The organism is Phreatobacter oligotrophus, assembly GCF_003046185.1.
Taxonomy (GTDB): domain Bacteria; phylum Pseudomonadota; class Alphaproteobacteria; order Rhizobiales; family Phreatobacteraceae; genus Phreatobacter; species Phreatobacter oligotrophus.
Genome location: NZ_PZZL01000005.1, coordinates 213,299 through 232,694, shown reverse-complemented (window position 1 = coordinate 232,694; position 19,396 = coordinate 213,299). Strand labels below are relative to the sequence as shown.

Here is a 19,396-nt window from a genome sequence, read left to right as displayed (position 1 = left end):
GCCTGTCAGAACCGGACCGTCGTGAAGAACCGCACGCCGCGGCCCGGCATCAGCACCTCGTCCTTCTTGAAGGAGACGTGGTTGCGGATGTCGGCGTCGAGGAGGTTGGTGCCGACGAGGCCGAAGGTGAGGCTCTCCGCGCCCGAGCCGGGCTTCAGGGCCATGCGGTAGCTGATCTCGGCATTGAGGAGATTGTAGCCCGGTGTCGGCGTCTCGGCGGTGGCCGTCTGGTTCTGGGCAAAGGCGTGGAGCAGCGTCACGCGGGCGAACCAGTTGGCATCGCGCCAGAACAGGCCGCCACCGAGGCGATGGGGCGGGATGCGCGGGACATTGGTGCCGTCGGCGAAGCGCGCGCGCACGAAGTCGTACTGGCCCTCGACGCCGAAGGTGCCACCGGCGATCTCGCCGAGATCCACCTGGCCGCGCAGCTCCGCGCCATAGAAGGTCGCGTCCTGCTGGGTGAAGACGACCTGCCGAAGCTCCGTGCCGCCTCCCGATCCGCAGGAGCCGAAATCGTCGCCGCAGGTGAGGCCGGTCAGCCGCTTGTAGATGAAGCCGTTGTAGCGCGTGTAGAAGGCCGTGGCCTCGGCGCGCCAGGACCCCTGCGACCGGCGCAGGCCGAGTTCGATGGTCTGGGCCTTCTCCTTGGTCAGGTTGGGATCGCCGATCTCGAAGGTGCCCGAGGCATCGTGCGGGCCTTTGGAGTAGAGCTCCTGGGCCCGCGGCGCGCGCTCGACATAGCTGCCGGTGAGGCTGGTGACCCAACCGCCGCCGAGCTCCTGCAGCAGGCCGATCGAGCCGCTCATGGGGGTGAAGTTGCGCACGGCGCCAAACTCGACGGGCAGGCCTCCCAGCGGATCATAGGTTCCGGGGAAGGCGGCGGCGGTGCCGGCGACGCGGGCCTGCTCGATCCGGGCCGAGGCCTGGAGGCGGGTGGTGCGGGTGAGCTCCAGCTCGTTGAACAGGAAGGCGGCGACGGTGCGGCTGTTGGCCGGGGCAAGCAGCCCGCCCGCCTCGCCCGACGTGCCAAGGCGCGCCGCGCCGAACTGCACGCCGAAGACCGAGTTCAGCGTGCCCAGGGGCGTCGCCAGCGGGCGGAAGGCGGTCTCGACGCGCCCCTCGATCTCCTGGTTGCGGAAGGTGGCGGCGGTCTGGAACTGGCCGGCGTCGAGCGCCTGCTCATTGTGGCGGTAGAGCGTGCCGCCAAGCCAGAAGCGGATGGTGTCGACCACCTGGCCATCAAAGCGGATCTCGCCCTTCGAGGTGAGGCGGGTCTGGATCATGTCGATGCGGGTGCGGGTGGCCGCCGACTCGATCCCGGGAATGCCGTAGAGCGAGCGGAACTGCGAGATGGCCGCGCCGATATAGCCCTGGTCGAAGAAGTAGGAGGCGCCGAAGGAGCCGCCGAAGGTGCGGGCGAAGGAATTGGCCTGCCGTCCCTGCGGCGTCGCGTAGTCGCCGGCGTTGCGGCCGAAGACGTCGGCGGAATAGGCCCACTGGCCGGACGAGCCGCGCACGCGCATGGCGCCGTCGATGCCGTTGTCGACCGAGGAGAGCGAGCCCGTGGCCGTGCCGCTGATGCCGGGCGGGCCGAGGCGGGTGGGAATGCGCTCGTTGGTGACGTTGACGACGCCGCCGATGGCCTGCGAGCCAAAGCGCAGGGCGGCGGGGCCGCGGATCACCTCGATGCGCTCGGCGGCGAGCGGATCGATCGGCACGGCGTGGTCCTCGGACAGGTCGGAGACGTCCTGCGCGCCGATGCCGTTTTCCTGCATGCGCACCCGGGTGTTGTCGAGGCCGCGGATGATCGGACGGCTCGCACCGCCGGGCGCGAAGGAGGAACTGGTCACGCCGGGCAGGTTGTTCAGCTGGTCGCCGAGCGTGCCGCCGCCATTGCGGCGGATCTCGCTCTCCGGGACCACGGTGACCGGCACGAAGGCGCGGTCGATCACCTGCAGCTGCCCCTCGCTGAGGCCGAGGTCACGGCGTGCGCCCTCCGGGTTGCGCGGCGCCTCGATCAGGATCTCCGGCAGGGCCGTCTGGGCGCCCGCAGGCCCCGCCGCGGCGGTCAGGAGGGCAAGGCCGGCAACGGTCGAGAGGGGGCGGAGACGGGACATGAGGCCGGCTGCCTGTAACGTTACAACATAACTCTCTTGTCCCGTTGTGCTGCCGCTGTCAACCGCGGGGCCGGGGCAGGGCTGCCCTCACGTCCAACCTTTCCACGCTGAAACGGCCGAGGTCACGGGAGCCGTGCGGCTGAAACGGGAGCCGGCGACAAGCGATGCCGACAGCGGCGCAGTCCTGCGCCCCAACGGAGATCGACCATGACCACCCTGATTCTGCGTGCCGCTTCCCGCCGCCGCCTCCTCGCCGGCTTTGCCGCCGGTCTCGTCGCCGCCACCGTGGCGGTGCCCGCCATGGCCAATGCCCAGTCGGCGACGGCGGCTGTGACGCTGTTCAATGTCGTCAGCCCGCGCGACACGATGGTCATCGGCCTGACCGCGGCGGAGATGTCGGCGCTCGGCGGCAGCAACCCCACCGAGGCCCTGGCGCGCAAGATCGCCGCCGACGGCCAGATGACCGTCTGGCACTACGTCGTCGGGCGCGGCGAGGGTGGCTCGCTGGTCATGGCGCCGGCCGACAAGGTCGCGCTGATGGCGGCGGGCATCGTGCGCATCGAGTCCTACCGCTCGGCCCACCCGGTGGTGGCGCCGCGCAGCTGACGGATGGATGAAAGAGGCCAGGGCTTAGCCTTTTCAGGCCCCTCACCTTCCCTCTCCCCGCAAGCGGGGAGAGGGGGCTTTGACGTCGCGAGTGGTCTCACCACCGGTGCCAGGCACAGACGTCGCCCGATTTGGCGGAACGCCGTTGCCCCCTCTCCTCGCTTGCGGGGAGAGGGAAGAGCGAGGGGCGATGGCGAAGGGTGACAGCCGCGACTTTAGCGGTCCGCTACTTGGAAGCCCTGCCAGTACGGGTCCCGGTCGTCGACGAAGATCGTGTTGATGCCGGTGACCCGCGCCCAGCCCTCGATGGAGGGGATGATGGCGTCGAGCCCGCCGACCCTGGCGCTGCCCTCGATCCGGCCGACAAATTGCGAGCCGATGATGCTCTCGTGCACGAAGGCCTCGCCCTCGGAGAGACGCCCCGTGGCGGCGAGCTGGGCCATGCGGGCCGAGGTGCCGGTGCCGCAGGGCGACCGGTCGATGGCCTTGTCACCGTAGAACACCGCGTTGCGGGCCGTGCCGCCGTGGCGCGGCGCGCCGGTCCAGAGCACGTGGGTCAGCCGGTTCAGCGCCGGATTCTCCGGATGGACGATGGCGTGCCGGGCATTGAACGCCTTGCGCAGCAGCGCCGAGAAGCGGATCACCTCGGAGGGCTGCAGGTCGTCGAGGTCGGCATAGCCCGGCTGCGGCTCGACGATGGCGTAGAAGTTGCCGCCATAGGCGACGTCCACGGTGACGGACCCGAGCCCCTCGACCTCCACCTCGTAGCCGCGCCCGAGCAGGAAGGACGGCACGTTGGTGATGCGCACGCTCTCCACATAGGGCCCGTTCTGGACATAGCGGGCCTCGACCAGGCCGGCCGGCGTGTCGAGCCTGAGGAGCCCCGGCTCGCGCGGGGTGACGAGGCCATGCTCGATGATCGTGGTCACCGTGCCGATGGTGCCGTGGCCGCACATGGGCAGGCAGCCCGACGTCTCGATGAAGAGGATGCCGACGTCGCAGTCGGGCCGGGTCGGTGGATAGAGGATCGAGCCCGACATCATGTCGTGGCCGCGCGGCTCGAACATCAGGCTGGTGCGGATCCAGTCGAAGCGGGCGAGGAAGTCCTGCCGCCGGTCGAACATGGTGGCGCCGGTGAGTTGCGGGATCGAGCCGCCGGTGACGACCCGGACGGGATTGCCGCAGGTGTGGCCATCGATGCAGGTGAAGGTGGTGCGGGCCATCGGCCATCCCCGGAGCGTCGTCGTTGCTCCAGCTATGGGATGGCGCCGCGAAGGGCGCAACCGCTCAGGCGGACGGGACGGGCTGCGATGGCGGCAAGGCTGGCGCCGCGAGGTCGACCGGGGCGATCGACGGGGCGTCGATGACGCTGTCGGCCATCACCACCGAACAGACCCGGCGGCCCTTGGCGACGTAGAGGGCGCCGTCGGCGGCCGCGAGCAGCGCGCTGGATCGCTCGCCGTGGTCGGGGGCGAGCGCGATGCCGATGCTGACCCCGATGGGGCAGGCCTTGCCGTCGATGTCATAGATGCGGGTGATCTTGTCGGAGAGCCGCTGTCCCAGCGCCAGGGCCTCGTCGCGGTGGAGGCGGTCGGCGACGACGCAGAACTCATCACCGCCGAGGCGCGCGGTGATGTCGCCGGCCCGGACCGCGGCATTGATGCGGTCGGCGACGAGCTGCAGCAGCCGGTCGCCGGTGGCGTGGCCGTGGCTGTCATTCACCGCCTTGAAGCCGTCGAGGTCGAGATAGAACACCGCGACGCCCTGGCCGGTGGAGCGCGCCAGCCGCTCGTCGAGCTGGCCGACAAGGAAGGCGCGGTTGCTGAGGCCGGTGAGGTCGTCGTGGAAGGCGCGGTGGCGGTTCTCCATCTCGGCCACGAGGACGGCCACGAACATGGCGTTCATGCGGAAGGCCGCGAGCGACATGCTGATGAGGAAGAGCGGCACCAGGAACGCCACGGTGATCATGATCGGCTCGCCCGTGGCGATGGCGGCGATGCCCATCGGACCGAGGGAGAAGGCCATCATCACCGTCACCATGCGCGGTGCGGCGAAGTTGCGGAAGCACAGGCCGCCCATCATTGCCGCGGCTGGCACGCAGGCGATGGTGGCGATCATCCAGTCGCCGGAGGCGATGGCCGCGTAGCAGCCGAAGCCGAGCCCGGCGGCCCAGGCCACCGACATGAGGATGACGAGATCGGTCTGGGTGCCGCGGCCGCGGCGCGAGGCCCGCAGGCCGTGGACGAGCAGGCCGAGGCGCACGGCGGAGATCACCACCTCCACGAACAGCCAGGCGGCGAACCAGATGCTCGGCCGGAAAATGGCGACGGTCGCGGGACCGACGACGGTGGCGATGATGCCGCCGAAGAAGACGGGAAGCCCGGAATAGAGCGTTGCGATCAGCCTGCGGCGAACGGGCTCCGGCGTTCCGGGTGGCGGCTCGGCCAACCAGCGCGTCAGCCGCCAGCGCGGCAGCGTGTAAGCGGAACCGTCGATCTGCATGCGTTCACCCGAGGGGTTGAATGACACATGCCCCGACAAGCTGAACGAGTGGTAAAGGCCGCAACGTAAGCTGCCGTTTAGCGTCAACTTTTTCGAGAAAATGCCGCCTTCCGCAGGGGCATGTCCTCACTCGGCGGCGCTCAGCGCGAGATCGGCCGGTTCGCTGCGCGAGATGTCGGAGGCGAAGGCATGGCGGGCCTTGCCACCGGCCTTGGCGGCATAGAGCGCACCGTCGGCGCGGCCGAGCAGCGTGTCGATGTCCATGCCGTCCTCGGGCAGCAGCGCGATGCCGATGCTGACGCCGATGCGGGCATGTGAGCCGGAGGGCAGCGGATAGGGCGGGGCAAGGGCTGCGGTGATGCGCTGGGCGGCCTGCTCGGCCGCTGCGCGGTCGCCGCCGCAGAGCACCACAAACTCGTCGCCGCCGATGCGCCCGACCGCCTCGTTCGCGGCGAGCGCCTGCCGCAGCCGGTCGGCGACGGCCGTGAGGACCTGGTCGCCGGCCATATGGCCATGACCGTCATTGACCTGCTTGAAGCCGTCGAGGTCGAGATAGAGAAGGGCGAGCGGCCGGTCCGGGCCGGCGGCGGCGATAGACCGCTCCGCGTCGCCCAGAATGCCGAGCCTGTTCGGCAGGCCGGTGAGCGGGTCGTGGCGGGAGCGGTGGCGGTGCTCGCGCTCGGCCATCATGCTGGCGAGCAGGATGCGATGGAGCTGGAAGGCCGCCATGGTCATGGCCACGAGCAGGGCGGGCGCCTGCACCGCCGAGATGAGCAGGATCGGATTGCCCGAGGCCAGCGCTCCGGCCGTCGCCGGGATCAGGGCGCCGCCGATGACGGCGGAGGCAAGGCGTGGCGCGCAGACATAGCGAAAGCACATGCCGCCCACCATGCCGGCGGCGGAGATGCAGACGACGATGGCGACCGCCCAGTTGCCGGAGATCAGGCTGAGGCCGGCGCCGAGGCCGGTGGAAAAGCCCCAGGCGACGGCGAGCAGGATGTTGAGGTCGATCAGCGGCGCCCGCCCGCGTTTGATCGCGAGATGGGCGTGGGCCATCACCGCGAGGCGGGCGAGGTTGATGGCGATCTCGACGGCGCACCAGGCGAGGATGGCGGGGGAGGGGAAGAACAGCGCCACCAGGACGGCGATGCCGGTGGTGCTGGCGGCGCCGCCCAGGAAGATCGGCAGGTTGCCGAAGAGCATGGCCTGAAGGCTGGCGCGCACGTCGTCGGGCACGCTCTGGCCGGTGCCGGCCAGCCAGCGCGTCAGCCACCATCGCGGTTCGCCGTGAAGCTGAGCGATTTCGGTCATGCACGCCTCGGTAACAAGGCGAGCAAACAATATGCAACCTAAGAACGCGTTACCATGCGTGTGCCCGGCGCGCCCAGCGCGCCGGGGTCGCAGATTGTGTCAGGCCGCGGCGGGCAGGCCGACGTCCGGCAGCAGGGGCCGGTTGGCCAGCGCCTTGGCCATCATCGCCTCGACCTCGGCCTTCTCGTGCGGGAGCAGGGCCAGGCGCGGCGGACGGGTCAGCGCCGTGCCGCGGCCCATGATGTTCTCGCAGAGCTTGATGCACTGGACGAGGTCCGGACGGGCATCGAGGTGGAGGAGGGGCATGAACCACTCGTAGAGCGGCATGGCCTCGGCGAAGCGCCCGGCCTTGGCGAGGCGGAACAGCGTCTCGCCCTCGCGCGGGAAGGCGTTGGACATGCCGGAGACCCAGCCGACCGCGCCCATGGCGACGCTCTCGACGATGACGTCGTCGAGGCCGGCGAAGAGCACGAAGCGGTCACCGACCATGTTGCGGGTGTCGATGAAGCGGCGGGTGTCGCCGGAGGAATCCTTGAAGCAGACGACGGTGTCGACATCGGCGAGCGAGACCAGGATGTCGGGGGTGACGTCGTTCTTGTAGATCGGCGGGTTGTTGTAGAGCATCACCGGCAGGTCGGTGGCCTTGGCGACGGCGCGGAAATGCGCGGCGGTCTCGTGCGGCTTGGAGGAATAGACCAGGGCCGGCATGACCATGATGCCGTCGATGCCGACGCGGGCGGCTTCCTTCGCCGTCTGAACCGCGAAGGCCGTGGTGAACTCGGCAATGCCGCAGAGCACCGGCACGCGGCCCTTCGCCACCGCCTTGGCGGCTTCCATGATCTGGATCTTCTCGGACCGCTCGAGCGAGGTGTTCTCGCCCACCGAGCCGCAGATGATGAGGCCGGAGACGCCGTCGCGGATCAGGTTGTCCATGACCTTGGCGGTGGAGTCGATATCGAGCGACAGGTCGTCGTGAAACTGGGTGGTGACGGCCGGGAAGACACCTTCCCAGGAAATGCGGGCTGCCATGGGGTTTTCTCCAAAAGATCGGTCGTGGCCGACGGCGCTCCGGGCGCCATCGGCGGGTAGGGGGATTCAGGGTCCGTCACCCCCGGCGAGCGAAGCGAGGGAAGGGGGTCCAGGGGCCGCAGGCGCGACCGCTGCCGCTCCTGGATCCCCTTCCCCTCCCTCGCTGACGCTCGGTCGGCCGGGGATGGCGGACGGTGTTCCGGTCGCTCAGAGCGCCGCGCCGGCCTTGCGCAGGTCGGCGAGGATCGGGGCCTTCGGCAGCCAGATCTTGTCGAACTCGGCCACCACCGCCTCGGCCTCCTTCGGGTCGGCGTTGCGGAAGGGGATGCCGGTGGCCTTGAACTGCTCGATCAGCTTCGGCTCGTTGCCGGCGAGCTCGTCGATCTGCTGGTCAAGGGCGGCCTTGACGGTCCGGGTGATGAGCTCGCGGTCGGCGGCGGGCACGGTCTGCCAGACGCGGCCGGAGACGAGGGCGATGACCGGCATGAAAACGGCGTTCATCTGCAGGATCGACTTGGACACCTTGTCGAAGCGCTGGTTCCACGAGAACTCGAGATCCGCCTCCAGGCCGTCGACCTGGCCGTTGGTCATGGCGTCGAAGACCTGCGGCGTCGGGATCGGCGTCGGGGCGGCGCCCAGCGCCTGGTAGAAGTCGCGATAGACCGGCGTCGGGTTGATGCGCAGCTTCATGCCGCGGATGTCGGCGACCTTGGAGATGTCCTTGGCGGCAAAGACGGCGCGCATGCCGGTGATGCCCCAGGCGAGGCCGATCGTGCCGGTCTCGCGCGGCAGCACGTCGAAGAGCTTCATGGCGACGGGGTCGCGCACCAGCTTGGCGATCTTCGGGGTCGAGTCGACCACGTAGGGAGCCGTGATGGCGGCGATCGTCGGCACGCGCGAGCCGAGCTCGGCGGCCATGATCCAGCCCATGTCGAGGGCGCCGGACTGCATCTGCTGCAGCATGGCGGCCTCGTTGCCGAGCTGGCCCGAGTGGAAGACGGTCAGCGTCAGGCGGCCGTTGGTGGCGGCCTTCAGGTCCTCGCCCACCTTCAGCGCGGCCTTGTTCCAGGGATGGCCGTTGGGGGTGAGGATGCCGAGGCGGAATTCTTTCGCCTGGGCAAGGGCGAGCGACGGGGCTGCCAGCGGCAGGCTGGCGCCGGCGGCGATGAGATGGCGACGGGACAGGGTCATCGGCAGGCTCCTTTCAGGGGGTCACTTCACAAGGGCGAGGGAGAGGAAGGGGTAGAGCGAGAGCAGCACCAGGAGGATGCAGCTCACGCCGAAGAAGGGCATGGTGACGAGGAACATCTTCCCCGGCTTGGCCCCGGTGACGGCGGCGGCGACGAAGAAGCACAGGCCGACAGGCGGCGAGAGCAGCCCGAGGACGAGGTTGATGACCACCACCACGCCGAAATGGCGGGGGTCGATGCCGTAGATGTCGGTGGCGATGGGCAACAGGATCGGCACGGTCATGATCAGACCGGGAATACCGTCGATCACCGTGCCGATGACCAGCAGGATGACGTTGGTCAGCAGCATGAAGGAGACCGGGTCCTTGGCGACCGTCTGGATCCAGGCCGCCGTCTCCTGCGGCACCTTCCCGTAGATGAGGATCCACGAGAACACCGCCGCGGCGGCGACGAGGAAGAGCACGACGGCCGAGTAGATGCCGGCGCGCAGCATCATCTCGGGAAGGCGGGAGAAGGAGAATTCCTTCGTCCAGTAGCGGCCGACGAGGGCGGCTGCGACCGTGCCGACGGCCGCCGACTCGGTGGCATTGGCAAGGCCCGAGAGGATCGAGCCGACGATGACGAGCGGGATGGCGAGCGTTGGGCCGGCCGCCATGACGGTGGCGAAGCGCTCGCGCAGCGTCTGCTTCGGCGCGCGGGGATAGTTGTACTTCACCCCCATGATGGCGATGCAGATGAAGAACAGGCCGGTGAGCAGGATGCCGGGCAGGATGCCGGCGATCAGCATGTCCGAGACCGAGACCTGCGCCAGCACCGAATAGACGACGAACATCACCGAGGGCGGGATGATGGGTCCCAGCATGCCGCCGTAAGCGGTGAGGCCGGCGGCGAAGGTCTTGTCGTAGCCCTGCTTCTCCATCTCCGGGACCATGATCTGGGCCATGATGGCGACCTGCGCCGTGGCCGATCCGAGGATCGAGGAGACGAACATGTTGGCGAGGATGTTCACATAGGCGAGGCCGCCGCGCACCGAGCCGACGAAGGCCATGGAGAGCTCCACGATGCGGCGGGTGATGCCGCCACCGTTCATGATCTCGCCGATGAGGATGAAGAGCGGGATGGCGATGAGGCCGTAGCTGTCGACCCCGCCGAACATCTGCAGCGGGTAGGACTGGAACAGCAGCGGATTGCCCGAGGCCCAGATGTAGACGATGCCGGCAAGGCAGAGGCACAGGCCGATCGGCACGCCGACCAGCATGATGGCGACGAAGGCGGCGGTGGTGAGCATCAGTTCACCCCGTCGACATCGGAGAGGACGAAGCCGCGGAGCGGCACGCGGGGCGCCAGCCCCATGTCCTCGACCAGGTTGGCGAGGCCATGGACCGTCATGGTGACGGCGAAGAGCGGCAGGATGAGATAGAGGACCCAGGTCGGCCAGTTCAGCGTCTGGGTGCGCTCGGTGTAGAGGAAGTTGAAGGTCTGGCCGGCGAATTCGCGGGCGTCGAACCCGGCCTTGGCGAGACCGACCGGGTCCATCCACAGCCAGCACATCACGCCAAGGCCGATGCCGAACACCACGACGAGGCCGGTGGCGATGACCTTGGCGACCCGCTGCTGGCCCTCCGGCAGGCGCTCGGTCAGCATGGTGACGGCGAAGTCGAGCCTCAGGCGCGTCATGGCGGAGGCACCGATGAAGGTGAGCCAGACCACCGAGTAAACCGCCGACTCGTCGATCCAGTAGATCGGCATGCCGGAATAGCGGGTGACGACATTGAGCAGGATGAGCCCGGAGAGCAGGAACATCAGCCCCATGATGGCGAGGCGCTCGACGGCGAGCAGGCCCGCCGAGAGCGCCTGGATCGCGGCGGCCGCCCCGGCCCGTGGCCGTTCCGTGGTGATGGTGTCATTCATCGTTGCGCCGTCCCCCGACACGCGCTTGGCTCTGGATTTTTTGCACGGTAGATTTTATACAATCTTCGAGTCAACGGGGTTGCGAGATGTTTTCTCATCCCCCAGCGGCCATTCGGGGAAAGGGGTGCTACAACCCTTCCGCGGGTGGGCGAGCGCCTGCAATCATGGCCCGGTGAGTCGGGCTGGAACGAGACACGCATGACCGCACCGCTCAAGCACCGCACCCTCTCTGCCGCCATCGTCGACCGGCTGCGGACGGCGATCCTCGACGGATCGCATCCCGCCGGCACGCAGCTGCGCCAGGACGCCCTCGCCGAGACCTACGGCGTCAGCCGCATCCCGGTGCGCGAGGCGCTGTTCCAGCTGGAGGCCGAGGGCTTCGTGCGGATCGTGCCGCACAAGGGCGCCATCGTCTCGGAGCTGTCCTTCGACGAGGTCAACGACGTCTTCGACCTGAGGGCGCTGCTCGAGCCGCGGATGCTCGCGAGTTCCGCGCCGCGTTTCGATGCCGATGACTTCGCGGGCCTCGACGCCATCCAGGCGCGGTTCGAGGCGGCCATCGCGGCGGGCGACGTGGCGCAGTGGGGCGCCATCAACGCCGAGTTCCACCTGGCGCTCTACGCCAAGGCGAACCAGCCGCGCACGCAGTCCATCGTCGTGGCGCTGCTGCAGACCAGCGACCGCTACACCCGGGTGCAGCTCTCGAACACCGAGGCCATGGGCGTCGCCGAGCTCGAACATGCCGAGCTCATCCGCCTGTGCCGTGCCGGGGCCTTCGTGGAGGCGGGCCGGTTCCTCGTCCACCATATCGAGGCGGTGCGCCGCGACCTCCTGAGGGTGCTCGCCCGCACGACGTGAGCCGTGCCTTGCCGGATCATGCGCCGGCGAATGGCTGCCAAGCGTCAACCATATGTCATTCCACCATGTTTAGACGTTGACGTTCGGCCAGCCTTTCTGTACCCGGATGCAGCCGCGACGTGGCCTCCCGACCTCGGGACGAGCCTGCCGGCTGCGGTACCTCACAACCCGACCACCCTGACGAAGGACAAGTGCCCTTTGCGCATTCAATCCCAGAACGGCCTGAGCGAGCGTCTTGAAGCCCAGCAGAAGGCCAAGCAGGCCCTGCTCCAGAAGTTCAAGTCGCGCCCGGGCCCGGATGATCCGGAGTTCCAGAAGCGTCAGGCCGAACGTCGCGCCATCGCGGAAGCCCGCGCCGCGCGCGAGGCCGAAAAGGAAGCCGCCCGCCGTGCCGAGGCCGAGCGCCTCGCCGCCGAGGAGGCCATCCGCAAGGAAGAGGAGCGCCGGCTGGCCGAAGAGGCCGAGCTGAAGCGTCTCGAAGAGGAAGAGGCCCGCGCCAAGGCGCGTCCGAAGCAGATCTATCGCGAGATCGCCGCCTATGCGGAGGCTCGCGCCAAGGCCGCCGCCAAGGGCGGCCGCCGCTGATCCCATCAGCCTGATCGACCATCGACCGAGGGCCGCCGCGAGGTGGCCCTTTTGTCGTCGGGCCCGCCGGTCGTTGTCCTGCCGGCCGATGCGCCCATAGGTCGCGCCGCGGATACTCCTCGCACACCCCATCTGCTGGTGATCGCCGGAACCGCGCGTGCGGCTCGGCCGTTGTCATGGCCGTCGCCACGGCGACCGGGTCCCATCGGGCCGAGGGAAGGGGTGTCATGGCTGAGGACGGCATTTTCGGGTTCGACGGCACGCCCTCCGTCGCCATCCTCGCCAATCGCAGTTCCGGCCTCAATGGGCGCGGCGCGGCGGTGGATGCCATCGTCTCGACCTTGTCGCGCTTCGGGATCTATCCCCGCATCTTCATGGCGCGCGGCGGCAAGCTCGCCGAGGCCATCGCCGCCTGCAAGGCGCAGGCGCCCGACGTGGTCGTCGTCACCGGCGGCGACGGCACGATTCTCGCCGTGGCCGAGGCCTTTCTCGGCACGCCGACGATCGTCGCCGTGGTGCCGCAGGGCACGGTGAACCAGCTCGCCCGCGACCTCCTCATCCCGCTGCTTCCCGATGCCGCCATCGAGGCGCTCGTCTCCGGCGAGGTCCGCGCCATCGATGTCGGTGCGGTCAACGGCCAGGCCTTCCTCTGCACCAGCGTCATCGGCCCGCTGGCGAAGCTCCAGCGCTACCGCGAGGAGGCGCGCGGCCGGCTCGCCGCGACGCTGGTCTCCTTCCTGCGCACGGGCTGGAAGGCGATGATGCTGCGCCCCGCCCGCCTCGCCATCCGCGACGGCGCGAGCGCCTGGACCGAAACGACGCGCGGCGTCATCGTCTCCGTCAATCCGCTGGCCGAGATCGTCTCGCGCATCCCGTTCCGGGCGAAGCTCGATGATGGGCTGCTCGCGGTCTATGCGGCGCGGGAGAGCGGCTATTTCACGCTTTTCCGGCTGGCCGCGGCGATCTTCTCAGGCACGGCGCGGCAGGCGCCGACCATCGGCTATCACGAGACGGCCCGGCTCACGATCGACACGAACCGGCCGTTCCTGACCATCCTCAATGACGGCGAGATCCGCCGCGTGTCGACGCCGCTGCGCTTCGAGGTCATGCCCCGGGCGCTCAGGGTCGTGGTGCCCCGGCCGGTCGCACCGGGCTGACGGGCATGACCGTCATCGCCCATGTCTCCGACATCCATTTCGGGCGGGAACTGCCGGAGGCGGTGGAGGCGCTTCTCGCCGACCTCGCCATGCTCCGGCCGGACGTGGTGGTGGTCAGTGGGGACATGACCCAGTCGGCCAGCCGGCGGGAATTCGCCGAGGCGCGCGCCTTCCTCGACCGGATGCCGGCGCCGGTCCTCGTCGTGCCGGGCAATCACGACATCGTCGCCTTTCCCCTGAGCGAGCGCTTCTTCGCGCCCTTCCGCCGCTGGCGGCACTTCATTGCCGATGGCCTCAGCCCGGAATGGTCGAATGCGGAAGTGCTCATCCGCGGGGTCAACAGCGCCCGGCCTTTCGGCCCCTATCTCAACTGGTCGCGGGGCATTGTCTCGTCGTCACAGGTGGAGGCGCTCGCCACCGCCGAGCGCGATCCGCGGCCGCTGCTGGTCGCCGCCCACCATCCCGTCGCCTATGGCAATGACACGGCGCAGGCCTATGACCTCGTCACCGGGGGCGACAGGCTGCTCGCAACGCTGGCTCGCCGGTCGAAGAGCGTGCTGCTGCTCGGCCACCGCCACCGCTCCCATGCCAGCGTCTGGAACCCGGCCGCGGGCGAGCGCCCGGCCGTGACGGGCGAGCGCCTCGCCGCGGACGACGTGGTCATCCTCCATGCGGGATCGGCGACCTCCGACCGGCTGCGCGGCGAGGTCAATGCCTGGAACCACCTGACCCTCGGCGAGGGCGGGATCAGCGTCGCCGTCCGCCGCTTCATCGCCGGGCGCGGGGACGAGGCGGAGCGCCTCGTCCTGGGATGGCCGATCTAGCGCTCAGCGCACCAGGATGTTGCCGTCGACGGTCTTGATGTCGCGCAGGCCGCAGAGCGCCATGGTGATGTCGAGCTCCTTGCGGATGATCTCGATGGCGGCGGTGACGCCCTCCTCGCCCATGGCGCCGAGGCCATAGAGGAAGGCGCGGCCGATATAGGTGCCCTTGGCGCCGAGTGCGATCGCCTTGATGACGTCCTGGCCGGAGCGGATGCCGCCGTCCATGTGCAGCTCGACCTTCGAGCCCACGGCCTCGACGATGCCCGGCAGGGCCTCGATGGAGGACATGGCGCCGTCGAGCTGGCGGCCGCCATGGTTCGACACGATGATCGCATCGGCGCCGGACCCCAGCGCCAGCTCGGCGTCCTCCGCGTCGAGGATGCCCTTGAGGATCAGCTTGCCGCCCCAGCGGTCCTTGATCCACTTCACGTCGTCCCAGTTCAGCGCCGGGTCGAACTGCTCGGAGGTCCAGGACGAGAGCGAGGACATGTCGTCGACGCCCTTGGCGTGGCCGACGATGTTGCCGAAGGTGCGCCGGTTGGTGCCCAGCATGGCCATGCACCAGCGCAGCTTGGTGGCGAGATTGATGATGTTCTTCAGCGTCGGCTTCGGCGGGGCGGAGAGGCCGTTCTTGATGTCCTTGTGGCGCTGGCCGAGGATCTGCAGGTCCAGCGTGAGCACGAGGGCCGAGCAGCCCGCCTTCTTCGCACGGTCGATGAGGTTGGCCGCGAACTCGCGGTCACGCATCACATAGAGCTGGAACCAGAAGGGCTTGCCGGTGGCCTCGGCGATGTCCTCCAGCGAGCAGATGCTCATGGTCGAGAGCGTGAAGGGGATGCCGGCCTTGTTGGCGGCGCGCGCGGCGAGGATCTCGCCGTCGGCATGCTGCATGCCGGTGAGGCCGGTGGGCGCAAGGGCCACCGGCATCGAGACGGGCTGGCCGATCATCTCGGTGGCGAGCGAGCGGTTGCGCATGTCGACGGCAACGCGCTGGCGCAGCTTGATCTTGGCGAAGTCCGAGGTGTTGGCCCGGTAGGTCCCCTCGGTCCACGAGCCGGAATCGGCATAGTCGTAGAACATGCGGGGGACACGGCGCTTGGCGAGGACGCGCAGGTCTTCGATGCTGGTGATGACGGTCATACGAACCTTCTCTCGGGATCGCTGGGGTCGCCTTGGTTAGCACCGGCGAAGGGCTGCGGGAAGCGACGCGGATGCTGTCGTGTCAGGCGGGAACGCAGGCCGTCGCGTCGAGGTCGAGGCCGGCAAGGCCCGAGGCGATCAGGCTGGAATTGCGGTAGCGGCGATCGTCGGTGACCTCGCGGCCGACCCAGTCGGGCAGCGACACCGCCTCATCAGCGCGCAGGAGTTCGACCTCGGCCATGATCAGGCCGGCGAGCGGCCCTTCGAACACATCGACCTGCCAGAGCTTGCCGGCATGGACGATCTCGTGGCGCGTCTTGCGGATCGGCGGACGCTGGCACAGCGTCATCATCGCCTCGGCATCCTCGAGCGGCAGCGGATATTCGAATTCGTCGCGGACAGCGCCGCGGGACTCGCCCTTGATGGTGAGCGTCGCCCGACCGTCCTGGATGCGGACGCGCACGGAAGTCGGGCCGGGAGGGGTGAGATAAGCCTGGGCGATGGTGCGGGTCCGTGCGCCCGCGCGCCAGCCATTGCCGGTGACCAGGAACTTGCGTTCGATTTCCAACGCCATGAACGCCCTGCCCCGCGCGGTTGGGTCGCGGCATCAAACACCGTGCCGTGCGCGATAGCAACGGTGGCGCGGCTGCCCTGTTCCCGCGCGGCTCGCGGCCATGGCGATGGCGTGGTTGGATGACGCCCGAGAGACCGAAACGGTCCGGCATCGGGAGGACTGACATGATGGAATTTCGCGAACTGGCGACGGGGCTGATGTTCCCGGAGGGGCCGGTGGTGCTCGCCGATGGCGCCGTTCTCATCGTCGAGATCGCCCGCGGCACGGTCACGAAGATCGTCCCCGACGGCGCCGTGAGCTATGTCGCGACGCCCGGCGGCGGGCCGAATGGCCTCGCGCTCGGGCCCGACGGCAAGCTCTACATCTGCAACAATGGCGGCTTCCGATGGACCCCGCCGGGCGATGCGCGCGGCATGCTGCCGCTCGGCCAGGCGGAGGACTATTCGGGCGGCCGGATCGAGCGGCTGGACCTCACCACCGGTGCGCTGGAGGTGCTCTACACCGCCACCGAGGCCTGCCCCTTCAGGGGGCCGAACGACATCGTCTTCGACGCCGAGGGCGGCTTCTATTTCACCGATCTCGGCAAGGCCCGGCCGCGCGACATGGACCGCGGCGGCGTCTACTACGCCAAGGCCGACGGCTCCTTCATCACCGAGCTCGCCCATCCCATGGTAACGCCGAACGGCATCGGCCTGTCGCCGGACGGCAGCGTGCTCTACGTCGCCGAGACCGAGACGGCGCGGCTCTGGGCCTTCGATCTCGACGGTCCGGGGCGCATCCGCCGCCATCCCTTCCCCTCGCCGCATGGCGGGCGGATCGTCGCGGGGATCGGCGGCTACAACCGCTTCGATTCCCTCGCCGTGGATGCCGACGGCAACATCTGTGTGGCGACGCTGGTCAATGGCGGGATCACCGTGATCGCGCCGGACACGGGGGAGTTCAGGCACATCCCCGTGCCGGGCGAGCGCTGGGTGACCAACATCGCCTTCGGCGGGCCGGAGCTGCGCACGGCCTATCTCACGCTGTCCTCCACCGGGCGACTGGTGGCCACCGAGTGGGAGAATTCAGGGCTGATGCTGAACTTCCAGCAGGCGTGAGGGCTGTCGATCCTTGGCCCCTCACCCTTCCCTCTCCCCGCATGCGGGGAGAGGGGAACAACGACGTCCCGCCCGACTTTGAGGCCGGATGCCAGGCATGACCGTTGCCCTCTTACACTCGAGGCAGTTGCCCCCTCTCCCCGCTGGCGGGGAGAGGGAAGGGTGAGGGGCCCTAAGCCTCCTCGGGCCTAAAGCCGCTTGAACCGATGCCCCACCGCAACCTCGCCGAAGCGCACCCGGTGGGGCTGGAGGCCCGGCGGCAGATGGGCGCGGAAATGGCGCATCATGTCCTCGCGGGTCAGCGTCTCGCCCGCCTTCGCCTGGACAAGCACCTCGACATGCTCGCCGGTGATGGGATTGCGCCCGCCCGAGGCCGCCGCCAGTTCCACGGCCGGGTGGAGCAGCGCCACGCGCTCGATCTCCCCGGGCAGGATCTTCTGGCCGCCGACATTGATGACGTCGCTGGTGCGCCCGACCACGCGAAGATAATCGCCCTTCACCTCCACCACGTCGCGGGTGTCGTACCAGCCGTCCTCGGAAAAGGGCGAGGGGGCGTTGAGATAGCCGATCATGCGGTTGGCGGCGCGGATCTCCAGCACGCTGTCGGCGCGCACGCGCGTCTCCACGCCCTCGCCGCCGACCTTCATGAACAGGCTGTCGCGCGCCTCAGACTTCACCCGGAGGATGCCGAGCTCGGACATGCCGTAGGTCTGGCGGAAGTCGACCGTCGGCAGCGCCTCGCAGAGCCGGAGCAGGGTCGGCTCGTCCATGCGCTCGGTGCCGTAGGTGACGACTTTCAGCGTCGAGCCGGCAAGGCGCGGCAGCAGCCCGCTCATCAGCGCCATGCGCAGGAAGGTGGGCGTGGTCGGCAGGAGCTCGACGCCGTTCTCGATGATCTCGGCCACCACCGCCTCTGCCGTGCGCTTCGACGGCACGACGATGCGGCCGTTGTTGAACAGCGTGTGGAGCAGCGTGTTGATGCCGCCGATATGGTCGAACATGAGGAAGCTCATGGTGACCAGCGCCTCGCGCGGCGTGCGGAAACGGGCGAGGAAGGGCTCGAAATCGTGGAGGATCGCCTTCGGCCGCCCCGTCGTGCCGGAGGAGAAGAGCACGAGGCCGGCATGGCCGCGGGCCCTCAGCTCGGCGAGCATGGGATGGTCGAGGCCGGCCTGGGGGTGGCGCGTGACGGCGCCGCCGTCGATCACCACGTTCACATGCGCCGCCTCGTGGAAATAGGCGTGGTCGGGGGCGGTCTGGCGCGTGAGCGGCACGATGATGGCGCGGGCATCGACGAGGCGCAGCAGCGTCGCGACGCTGGCCGGTTCGAAATCGCCGACCAGCGCGACGACGTCGCCCGGCGCGATGGCCGAGAGATCAGGACCCACGGCCGCGACGATATCGGCGAAGGCGAGGGTGCCGCCGGCGCCCACCAGGAAGGGGCGGGTGGGATCGGCCTGCCGGGCGAGGATCTCCGCGACCAGCCCCGCCATCAGGCGCCCCCGAGGTGGAGGACCTCGCCGGAGATCATCGCGCTCTCCTCCGACAGGAGGAAGGCGACGAGGTTCCAGACATCGTCGGGCGTGCCCTTCCGCTGCACCACCTGGCGGCGGACGATGCGGTCGATGGCCTCGGCCGGCACCTTGGCGATGAGGTCGGTGTCGATGGGGCCGGGCGCGATGCAGTTCACCGTCACGCCGAAGCCGGCGACCTCGCGGGCGAAGGCGCGGGCAAAGCCCTCGACGCCCGCCTTGGAGGCGACATAGACGGCCTCGCCGGCAAGGCCGAGCGGCACGGCGATGGTGGAGAAATGGATGATGCGGCCCGCCTTGGCGCGGATCAGCGCCGGAGCGAAGGCCTGGCTCACATGGATCGCCCCCATGAGATTGGTGGCGATCACCTTGCTGACCGTCGCCGGCGGGGTCATCAGGGCGAGGTTCATGCTGGCGACGCCGGCGGCGTTGACGACGCCCCAGAGCGGCGTCTCGCGCGGCAGGGCGCTCGCCACGGCCTTCACCGCCGCGGCATCGGCGACGTCGCAGGCATGGATGGGGAAGGGGGCTTCCGCCGGCTTGCGGGCGATGCCGATGACGTCAAAGCCGGCGGCCAGCGCGCGCTCGGCCACCGCGCGCCCGAGGCCGCGGCTCGCGCCGGTGACGAGGAGGGTGCGCCTCACGCGTCCACCATCTGCGCGGCCATGTGGGCGGCGAGCGTGCCGATGGAGCGATAGGGGCTGCGCGAGGAGGAGAAGGCGGCGTCGTTCATCCAGTCGAAGGGCTTGCCGAAGCGTTCGCCGGCAAAATCCTCCAGCGCCAGCATGATCTCCAGGAGGCCCTGCGAGTCGACCACGGCGCCGTCGCCGACCAGCGGCGAGGCGGCTGTCAGGCCCGCCCCGTCCTCGCCGGTGATGAAGGCGACGAGGTCGCGGATCTTCGCCTCGATGTCGCGTGCCGCCGCTTCCGCATCCATGGTGCCGCCCCGATTCGCTCAGGCGC

General features: G+C 69.2%; 19 protein-coding genes. 6 read left to right on the top strand and 13 right to left on the bottom strand.

All coding sequences use genetic code 11. The features are described 5' to 3' along the window. Nucleotides 1–5: 5 nt before the first annotated feature. On the bottom strand, nt 6–2,117 hold the full coding sequence (locus C8P69_RS13355) for a TonB-dependent receptor (RefSeq protein WP_108177913.1): 2,112 nt from the start codon (nt 2,115–2,117) through the stop codon (nt 6–8). A 207-nt stretch (nt 2,118–2,324) separates the two neighbouring features. Here C8P69_RS13355 and C8P69_RS13350 point away from each other — a divergent pair, with 207 nt between their 5' ends. Beyond that, a complete protein-coding gene (locus C8P69_RS13350; RefSeq protein WP_108177912.1) occupies nt 2,325–2,723 on the top strand; it encodes a hypothetical protein in 399 nt (132 codons plus the stop codon). Between the two features lie 215 nt (nt 2,724–2,938). On the opposite strand, the gene C8P69_RS13345 is transcribed toward C8P69_RS13350, so the two are convergent. From C8P69_RS13345 to C8P69_RS13315, 7 genes are all read right to left on the bottom strand, one after another. Beyond that, nucleotides 2,939–3,946 (bottom strand): 4-hydroxyproline epimerase, encoded by a 1,008-nt coding sequence (locus tag C8P69_RS13345; RefSeq protein ID WP_108177911.1) that lies wholly within the window; start codon nt 3,944–3,946, stop codon nt 2,939–2,941. Between the two features lie 64 nt (nt 3,947–4,010). Further along, the gene (locus tag C8P69_RS13340) at nt 4,011–5,225 is read right to left on the bottom strand and encodes a GGDEF domain-containing protein (RefSeq protein ID WP_108177910.1); all 1,215 of its coding nucleotides are present in this window, start codon (nt 5,223–5,225) and stop codon (nt 4,011–4,013) included. Between the two features lie 126 nt (nt 5,226–5,351). Continuing rightward, nucleotides 5,352–6,536 (bottom strand): GGDEF domain-containing protein, encoded by a 1,185-nt coding sequence (locus tag C8P69_RS24450; protein ID WP_108177909.1) that lies wholly within the window; start codon nt 6,534–6,536, stop codon nt 5,352–5,354. A gap of 99 nt (nt 6,537–6,635) precedes the next feature. Next, on the bottom strand, nt 6,636–7,565 hold the full coding sequence (locus tag C8P69_RS13330) for a dihydrodipicolinate synthase family protein (protein WP_108177908.1): 930 nt from the start codon (nt 7,563–7,565) through the stop codon (nt 6,636–6,638). Nucleotides 7,566–7,772: 207 nt separating this feature from the next. Beyond that, on the bottom strand, nt 7,773–8,756 hold the full coding sequence (locus C8P69_RS13325; RefSeq protein ID WP_108177907.1) for a TRAP transporter substrate-binding protein: 984 nt from the start codon (nt 8,754–8,756) through the stop codon (nt 7,773–7,775). A 21-nt stretch (nt 8,757–8,777) separates the two neighbouring features. Beyond that, the gene (locus C8P69_RS13320) at nt 8,778–10,043 is read right to left on the bottom strand and encodes a TRAP transporter large permease (RefSeq protein ID WP_108177906.1); all 1,266 of its coding nucleotides are present in this window, start codon (nt 10,041–10,043) and stop codon (nt 8,778–8,780) included. Further along, nucleotides 10,043–10,567: a TRAP transporter small permease gene (locus tag C8P69_RS13315; protein ID WP_245902050.1), complete on the bottom strand. Its 525-nt coding sequence runs from the start codon at nt 10,565–10,567 to the stop codon at nt 10,043–10,045. The genes C8P69_RS13320 and C8P69_RS13315 overlap by 1 nt, the downstream gene beginning before the upstream one ends. A gap of 297 nt (nt 10,568–10,864) precedes the next feature. Here C8P69_RS13315 and C8P69_RS13310 point away from each other — a divergent pair, with 297 nt between their 5' ends. The 4 genes from C8P69_RS13310 to C8P69_RS13295 all read left to right on the top strand — a co-directional run bounded on the left by C8P69_RS13310 (nt 10,865) and on the right by C8P69_RS13295 (nt 14,090). Further along, nucleotides 10,865–11,524 carry a GntR family transcriptional regulator gene (locus C8P69_RS13310; protein WP_108177904.1) on the top strand — a complete coding sequence of 220 codons (660 nt, stop codon included), beginning with the start codon at nt 10,865–10,867 and terminating at the stop codon, nt 11,522–11,524. Between the two features lie 198 nt (nt 11,525–11,722). Beyond that, the gene (locus C8P69_RS13305) at nt 11,723–12,109 is read left to right on the top strand and encodes a DUF6481 family protein (protein ID WP_108177903.1); all 387 of its coding nucleotides are present in this window, start codon (nt 11,723–11,725) and stop codon (nt 12,107–12,109) included. A 227-nt stretch (nt 12,110–12,336) separates the two neighbouring features. Further along, nucleotides 12,337–13,266 carry a diacylglycerol/lipid kinase family protein gene (locus tag C8P69_RS13300; RefSeq protein ID WP_170118238.1) on the top strand — a complete coding sequence of 310 codons (930 nt, stop codon included), beginning with the start codon at nt 12,337–12,339 and terminating at the stop codon, nt 13,264–13,266. 5 nt (nt 13,267–13,271) lie between these two features. Next, the gene (locus C8P69_RS13295; RefSeq protein WP_108177901.1) at nt 13,272–14,090 is read left to right on the top strand and encodes a metallophosphoesterase family protein; all 819 of its coding nucleotides are present in this window, start codon (nt 13,272–13,274) and stop codon (nt 14,088–14,090) included. Between the two features lie 3 nt (nt 14,091–14,093). Here the strand turns inward: C8P69_RS13295 and C8P69_RS13290 are convergent, their stop codons facing one another. Next, a complete protein-coding gene (locus C8P69_RS13290) occupies nt 14,094–15,230 on the bottom strand; it encodes an alpha-hydroxy acid oxidase (RefSeq protein ID WP_108177900.1) in 1,137 nt (378 codons plus the stop codon). A gap of 82 nt (nt 15,231–15,312) precedes the next feature. Further along, the gene (locus tag C8P69_RS13285; protein ID WP_108177899.1) at nt 15,313–15,804 is read right to left on the bottom strand and encodes a CYTH domain-containing protein; all 492 of its coding nucleotides are present in this window, start codon (nt 15,802–15,804) and stop codon (nt 15,313–15,315) included. Nucleotides 15,805–15,968: 164 nt separating this feature from the next. On the opposite strand from C8P69_RS13285, the gene C8P69_RS13280 reads away from it, so the two are divergent. Beyond that, nucleotides 15,969–16,901, top strand: coding sequence for an SMP-30/gluconolactonase/LRE family protein (locus C8P69_RS13280; protein ID WP_245902025.1), 933 nt, complete (start codon nt 15,969–15,971; stop codon nt 16,899–16,901). A 188-nt stretch (nt 16,902–17,089) separates the two neighbouring features. Here C8P69_RS13280 and C8P69_RS13275 read toward each other — a convergent pair whose 3' ends face one another. Genes C8P69_RS13275 through C8P69_RS13265 form a run of 3 tightly spaced genes read right to left on the bottom strand, consistent with a single transcriptional unit; the run spans nt 17,090 to nt 19,370 of the window. Further along, complete coding sequence (locus C8P69_RS13275) at nt 17,090–18,394, bottom strand: class I adenylate-forming enzyme family protein (protein WP_108177898.1); 1,305 nt, start codon at nt 18,392–18,394, stop codon at nt 17,090–17,092. Then, nucleotides 18,394–19,077 (bottom strand): SDR family oxidoreductase, encoded by a 684-nt coding sequence (locus C8P69_RS13270; protein WP_108177897.1) that lies wholly within the window; start codon nt 19,075–19,077, stop codon nt 18,394–18,396. The genes C8P69_RS13275 and C8P69_RS13270 overlap by 1 nt, the downstream gene beginning before the upstream one ends. After that, entirely contained in the window at nt 19,074–19,370 is a 297-nt protein-coding gene (locus C8P69_RS13265; protein ID WP_108177896.1) for an acyl carrier protein, read from the bottom strand. Before C8P69_RS13265 ends, C8P69_RS13270 begins: the two co-directional genes overlap by 4 nt. Between the last annotated feature and the right edge of the window lie 26 nt (nt 19,371–19,396).

What these genes read in the sequence shown, in the direction of transcription:
- C8P69_RS13355 (WP_108177913.1), bottom strand. Translation starts at nt 2,117, where the DNA reads ATGTCCCGTCTCCGCCCCCTCTCGACCGTTGCCGGCCTTGCCCTCCTG.
- C8P69_RS13350 (WP_108177912.1), top strand. Translation starts at nt 2,325, where the DNA reads ATGACCACCCTGATTCTGCGTGCCGCTTCCCGCCGCCGCCTCCTCGCC.
- C8P69_RS13345 (WP_108177911.1), bottom strand. Translation starts at nt 3,946, where the DNA reads ATGGCCCGCACCACCTTCACCTGCATCGATGGCCACACCTGCGGCAAT.
- C8P69_RS13340 (WP_108177910.1), bottom strand. Translation starts at nt 5,225, where the DNA reads ATGCAGATCGACGGTTCCGCTTACACGCTGCCGCGCTGGCGGCTGACG.
- C8P69_RS24450 (WP_108177909.1), bottom strand. Translation starts at nt 6,536, where the DNA reads ATGACCGAAATCGCTCAGCTTCACGGCGAACCGCGATGGTGGCTGACG.
- C8P69_RS13330 (WP_108177908.1), bottom strand. Translation starts at nt 7,565, where the DNA reads ATGGCAGCCCGCATTTCCTGGGAAGGTGTCTTCCCGGCCGTCACCACC.
- C8P69_RS13325 (WP_108177907.1), bottom strand. Translation starts at nt 8,756, where the DNA reads ATGACCCTGTCCCGTCGCCATCTCATCGCCGCCGGCGCCAGCCTGCCG.
- C8P69_RS13320 (WP_108177906.1), bottom strand. Translation starts at nt 10,043, where the DNA reads ATGCTCACCACCGCCGCCTTCGTCGCCATCATGCTGGTCGGCGTGCCG.
- C8P69_RS13315 (WP_245902050.1), bottom strand. Translation starts at nt 10,567, where the DNA reads ATGGGGCTGATGTTCCTGCTCTCCGGGCTCATCCTGCTCAATGTCGTC.
- C8P69_RS13310 (WP_108177904.1), top strand. Translation starts at nt 10,865, where the DNA reads ATGACCGCACCGCTCAAGCACCGCACCCTCTCTGCCGCCATCGTCGAC.
- C8P69_RS13300 (WP_170118238.1), top strand. Translation starts at nt 12,337, where the DNA reads ATGGCTGAGGACGGCATTTTCGGGTTCGACGGCACGCCCTCCGTCGCC.
- C8P69_RS13295 (WP_108177901.1), top strand. Translation starts at nt 13,272, where the DNA reads ATGACCGTCATCGCCCATGTCTCCGACATCCATTTCGGGCGGGAACTG.
- C8P69_RS13290 (WP_108177900.1), bottom strand. Translation starts at nt 15,230, where the DNA reads ATGACCGTCATCACCAGCATCGAAGACCTGCGCGTCCTCGCCAAGCGC.
- C8P69_RS13285 (WP_108177899.1), bottom strand. Translation starts at nt 15,804, where the DNA reads ATGGCGTTGGAAATCGAACGCAAGTTCCTGGTCACCGGCAATGGCTGG.
- C8P69_RS13280 (WP_245902025.1), top strand. Translation starts at nt 15,969, where the DNA reads ATGATGGAATTTCGCGAACTGGCGACGGGGCTGATGTTCCCGGAGGGG.
- C8P69_RS13275 (WP_108177898.1), bottom strand. Translation starts at nt 18,394, where the DNA reads ATGGCGGGGCTGGTCGCGGAGATCCTCGCCCGGCAGGCCGATCCCACC.
- C8P69_RS13265 (WP_108177896.1), bottom strand. Translation starts at nt 19,370, where the DNA reads ATGGATGCGGAAGCGGCGGCACGCGACATCGAGGCGAAGATCCGCGAC.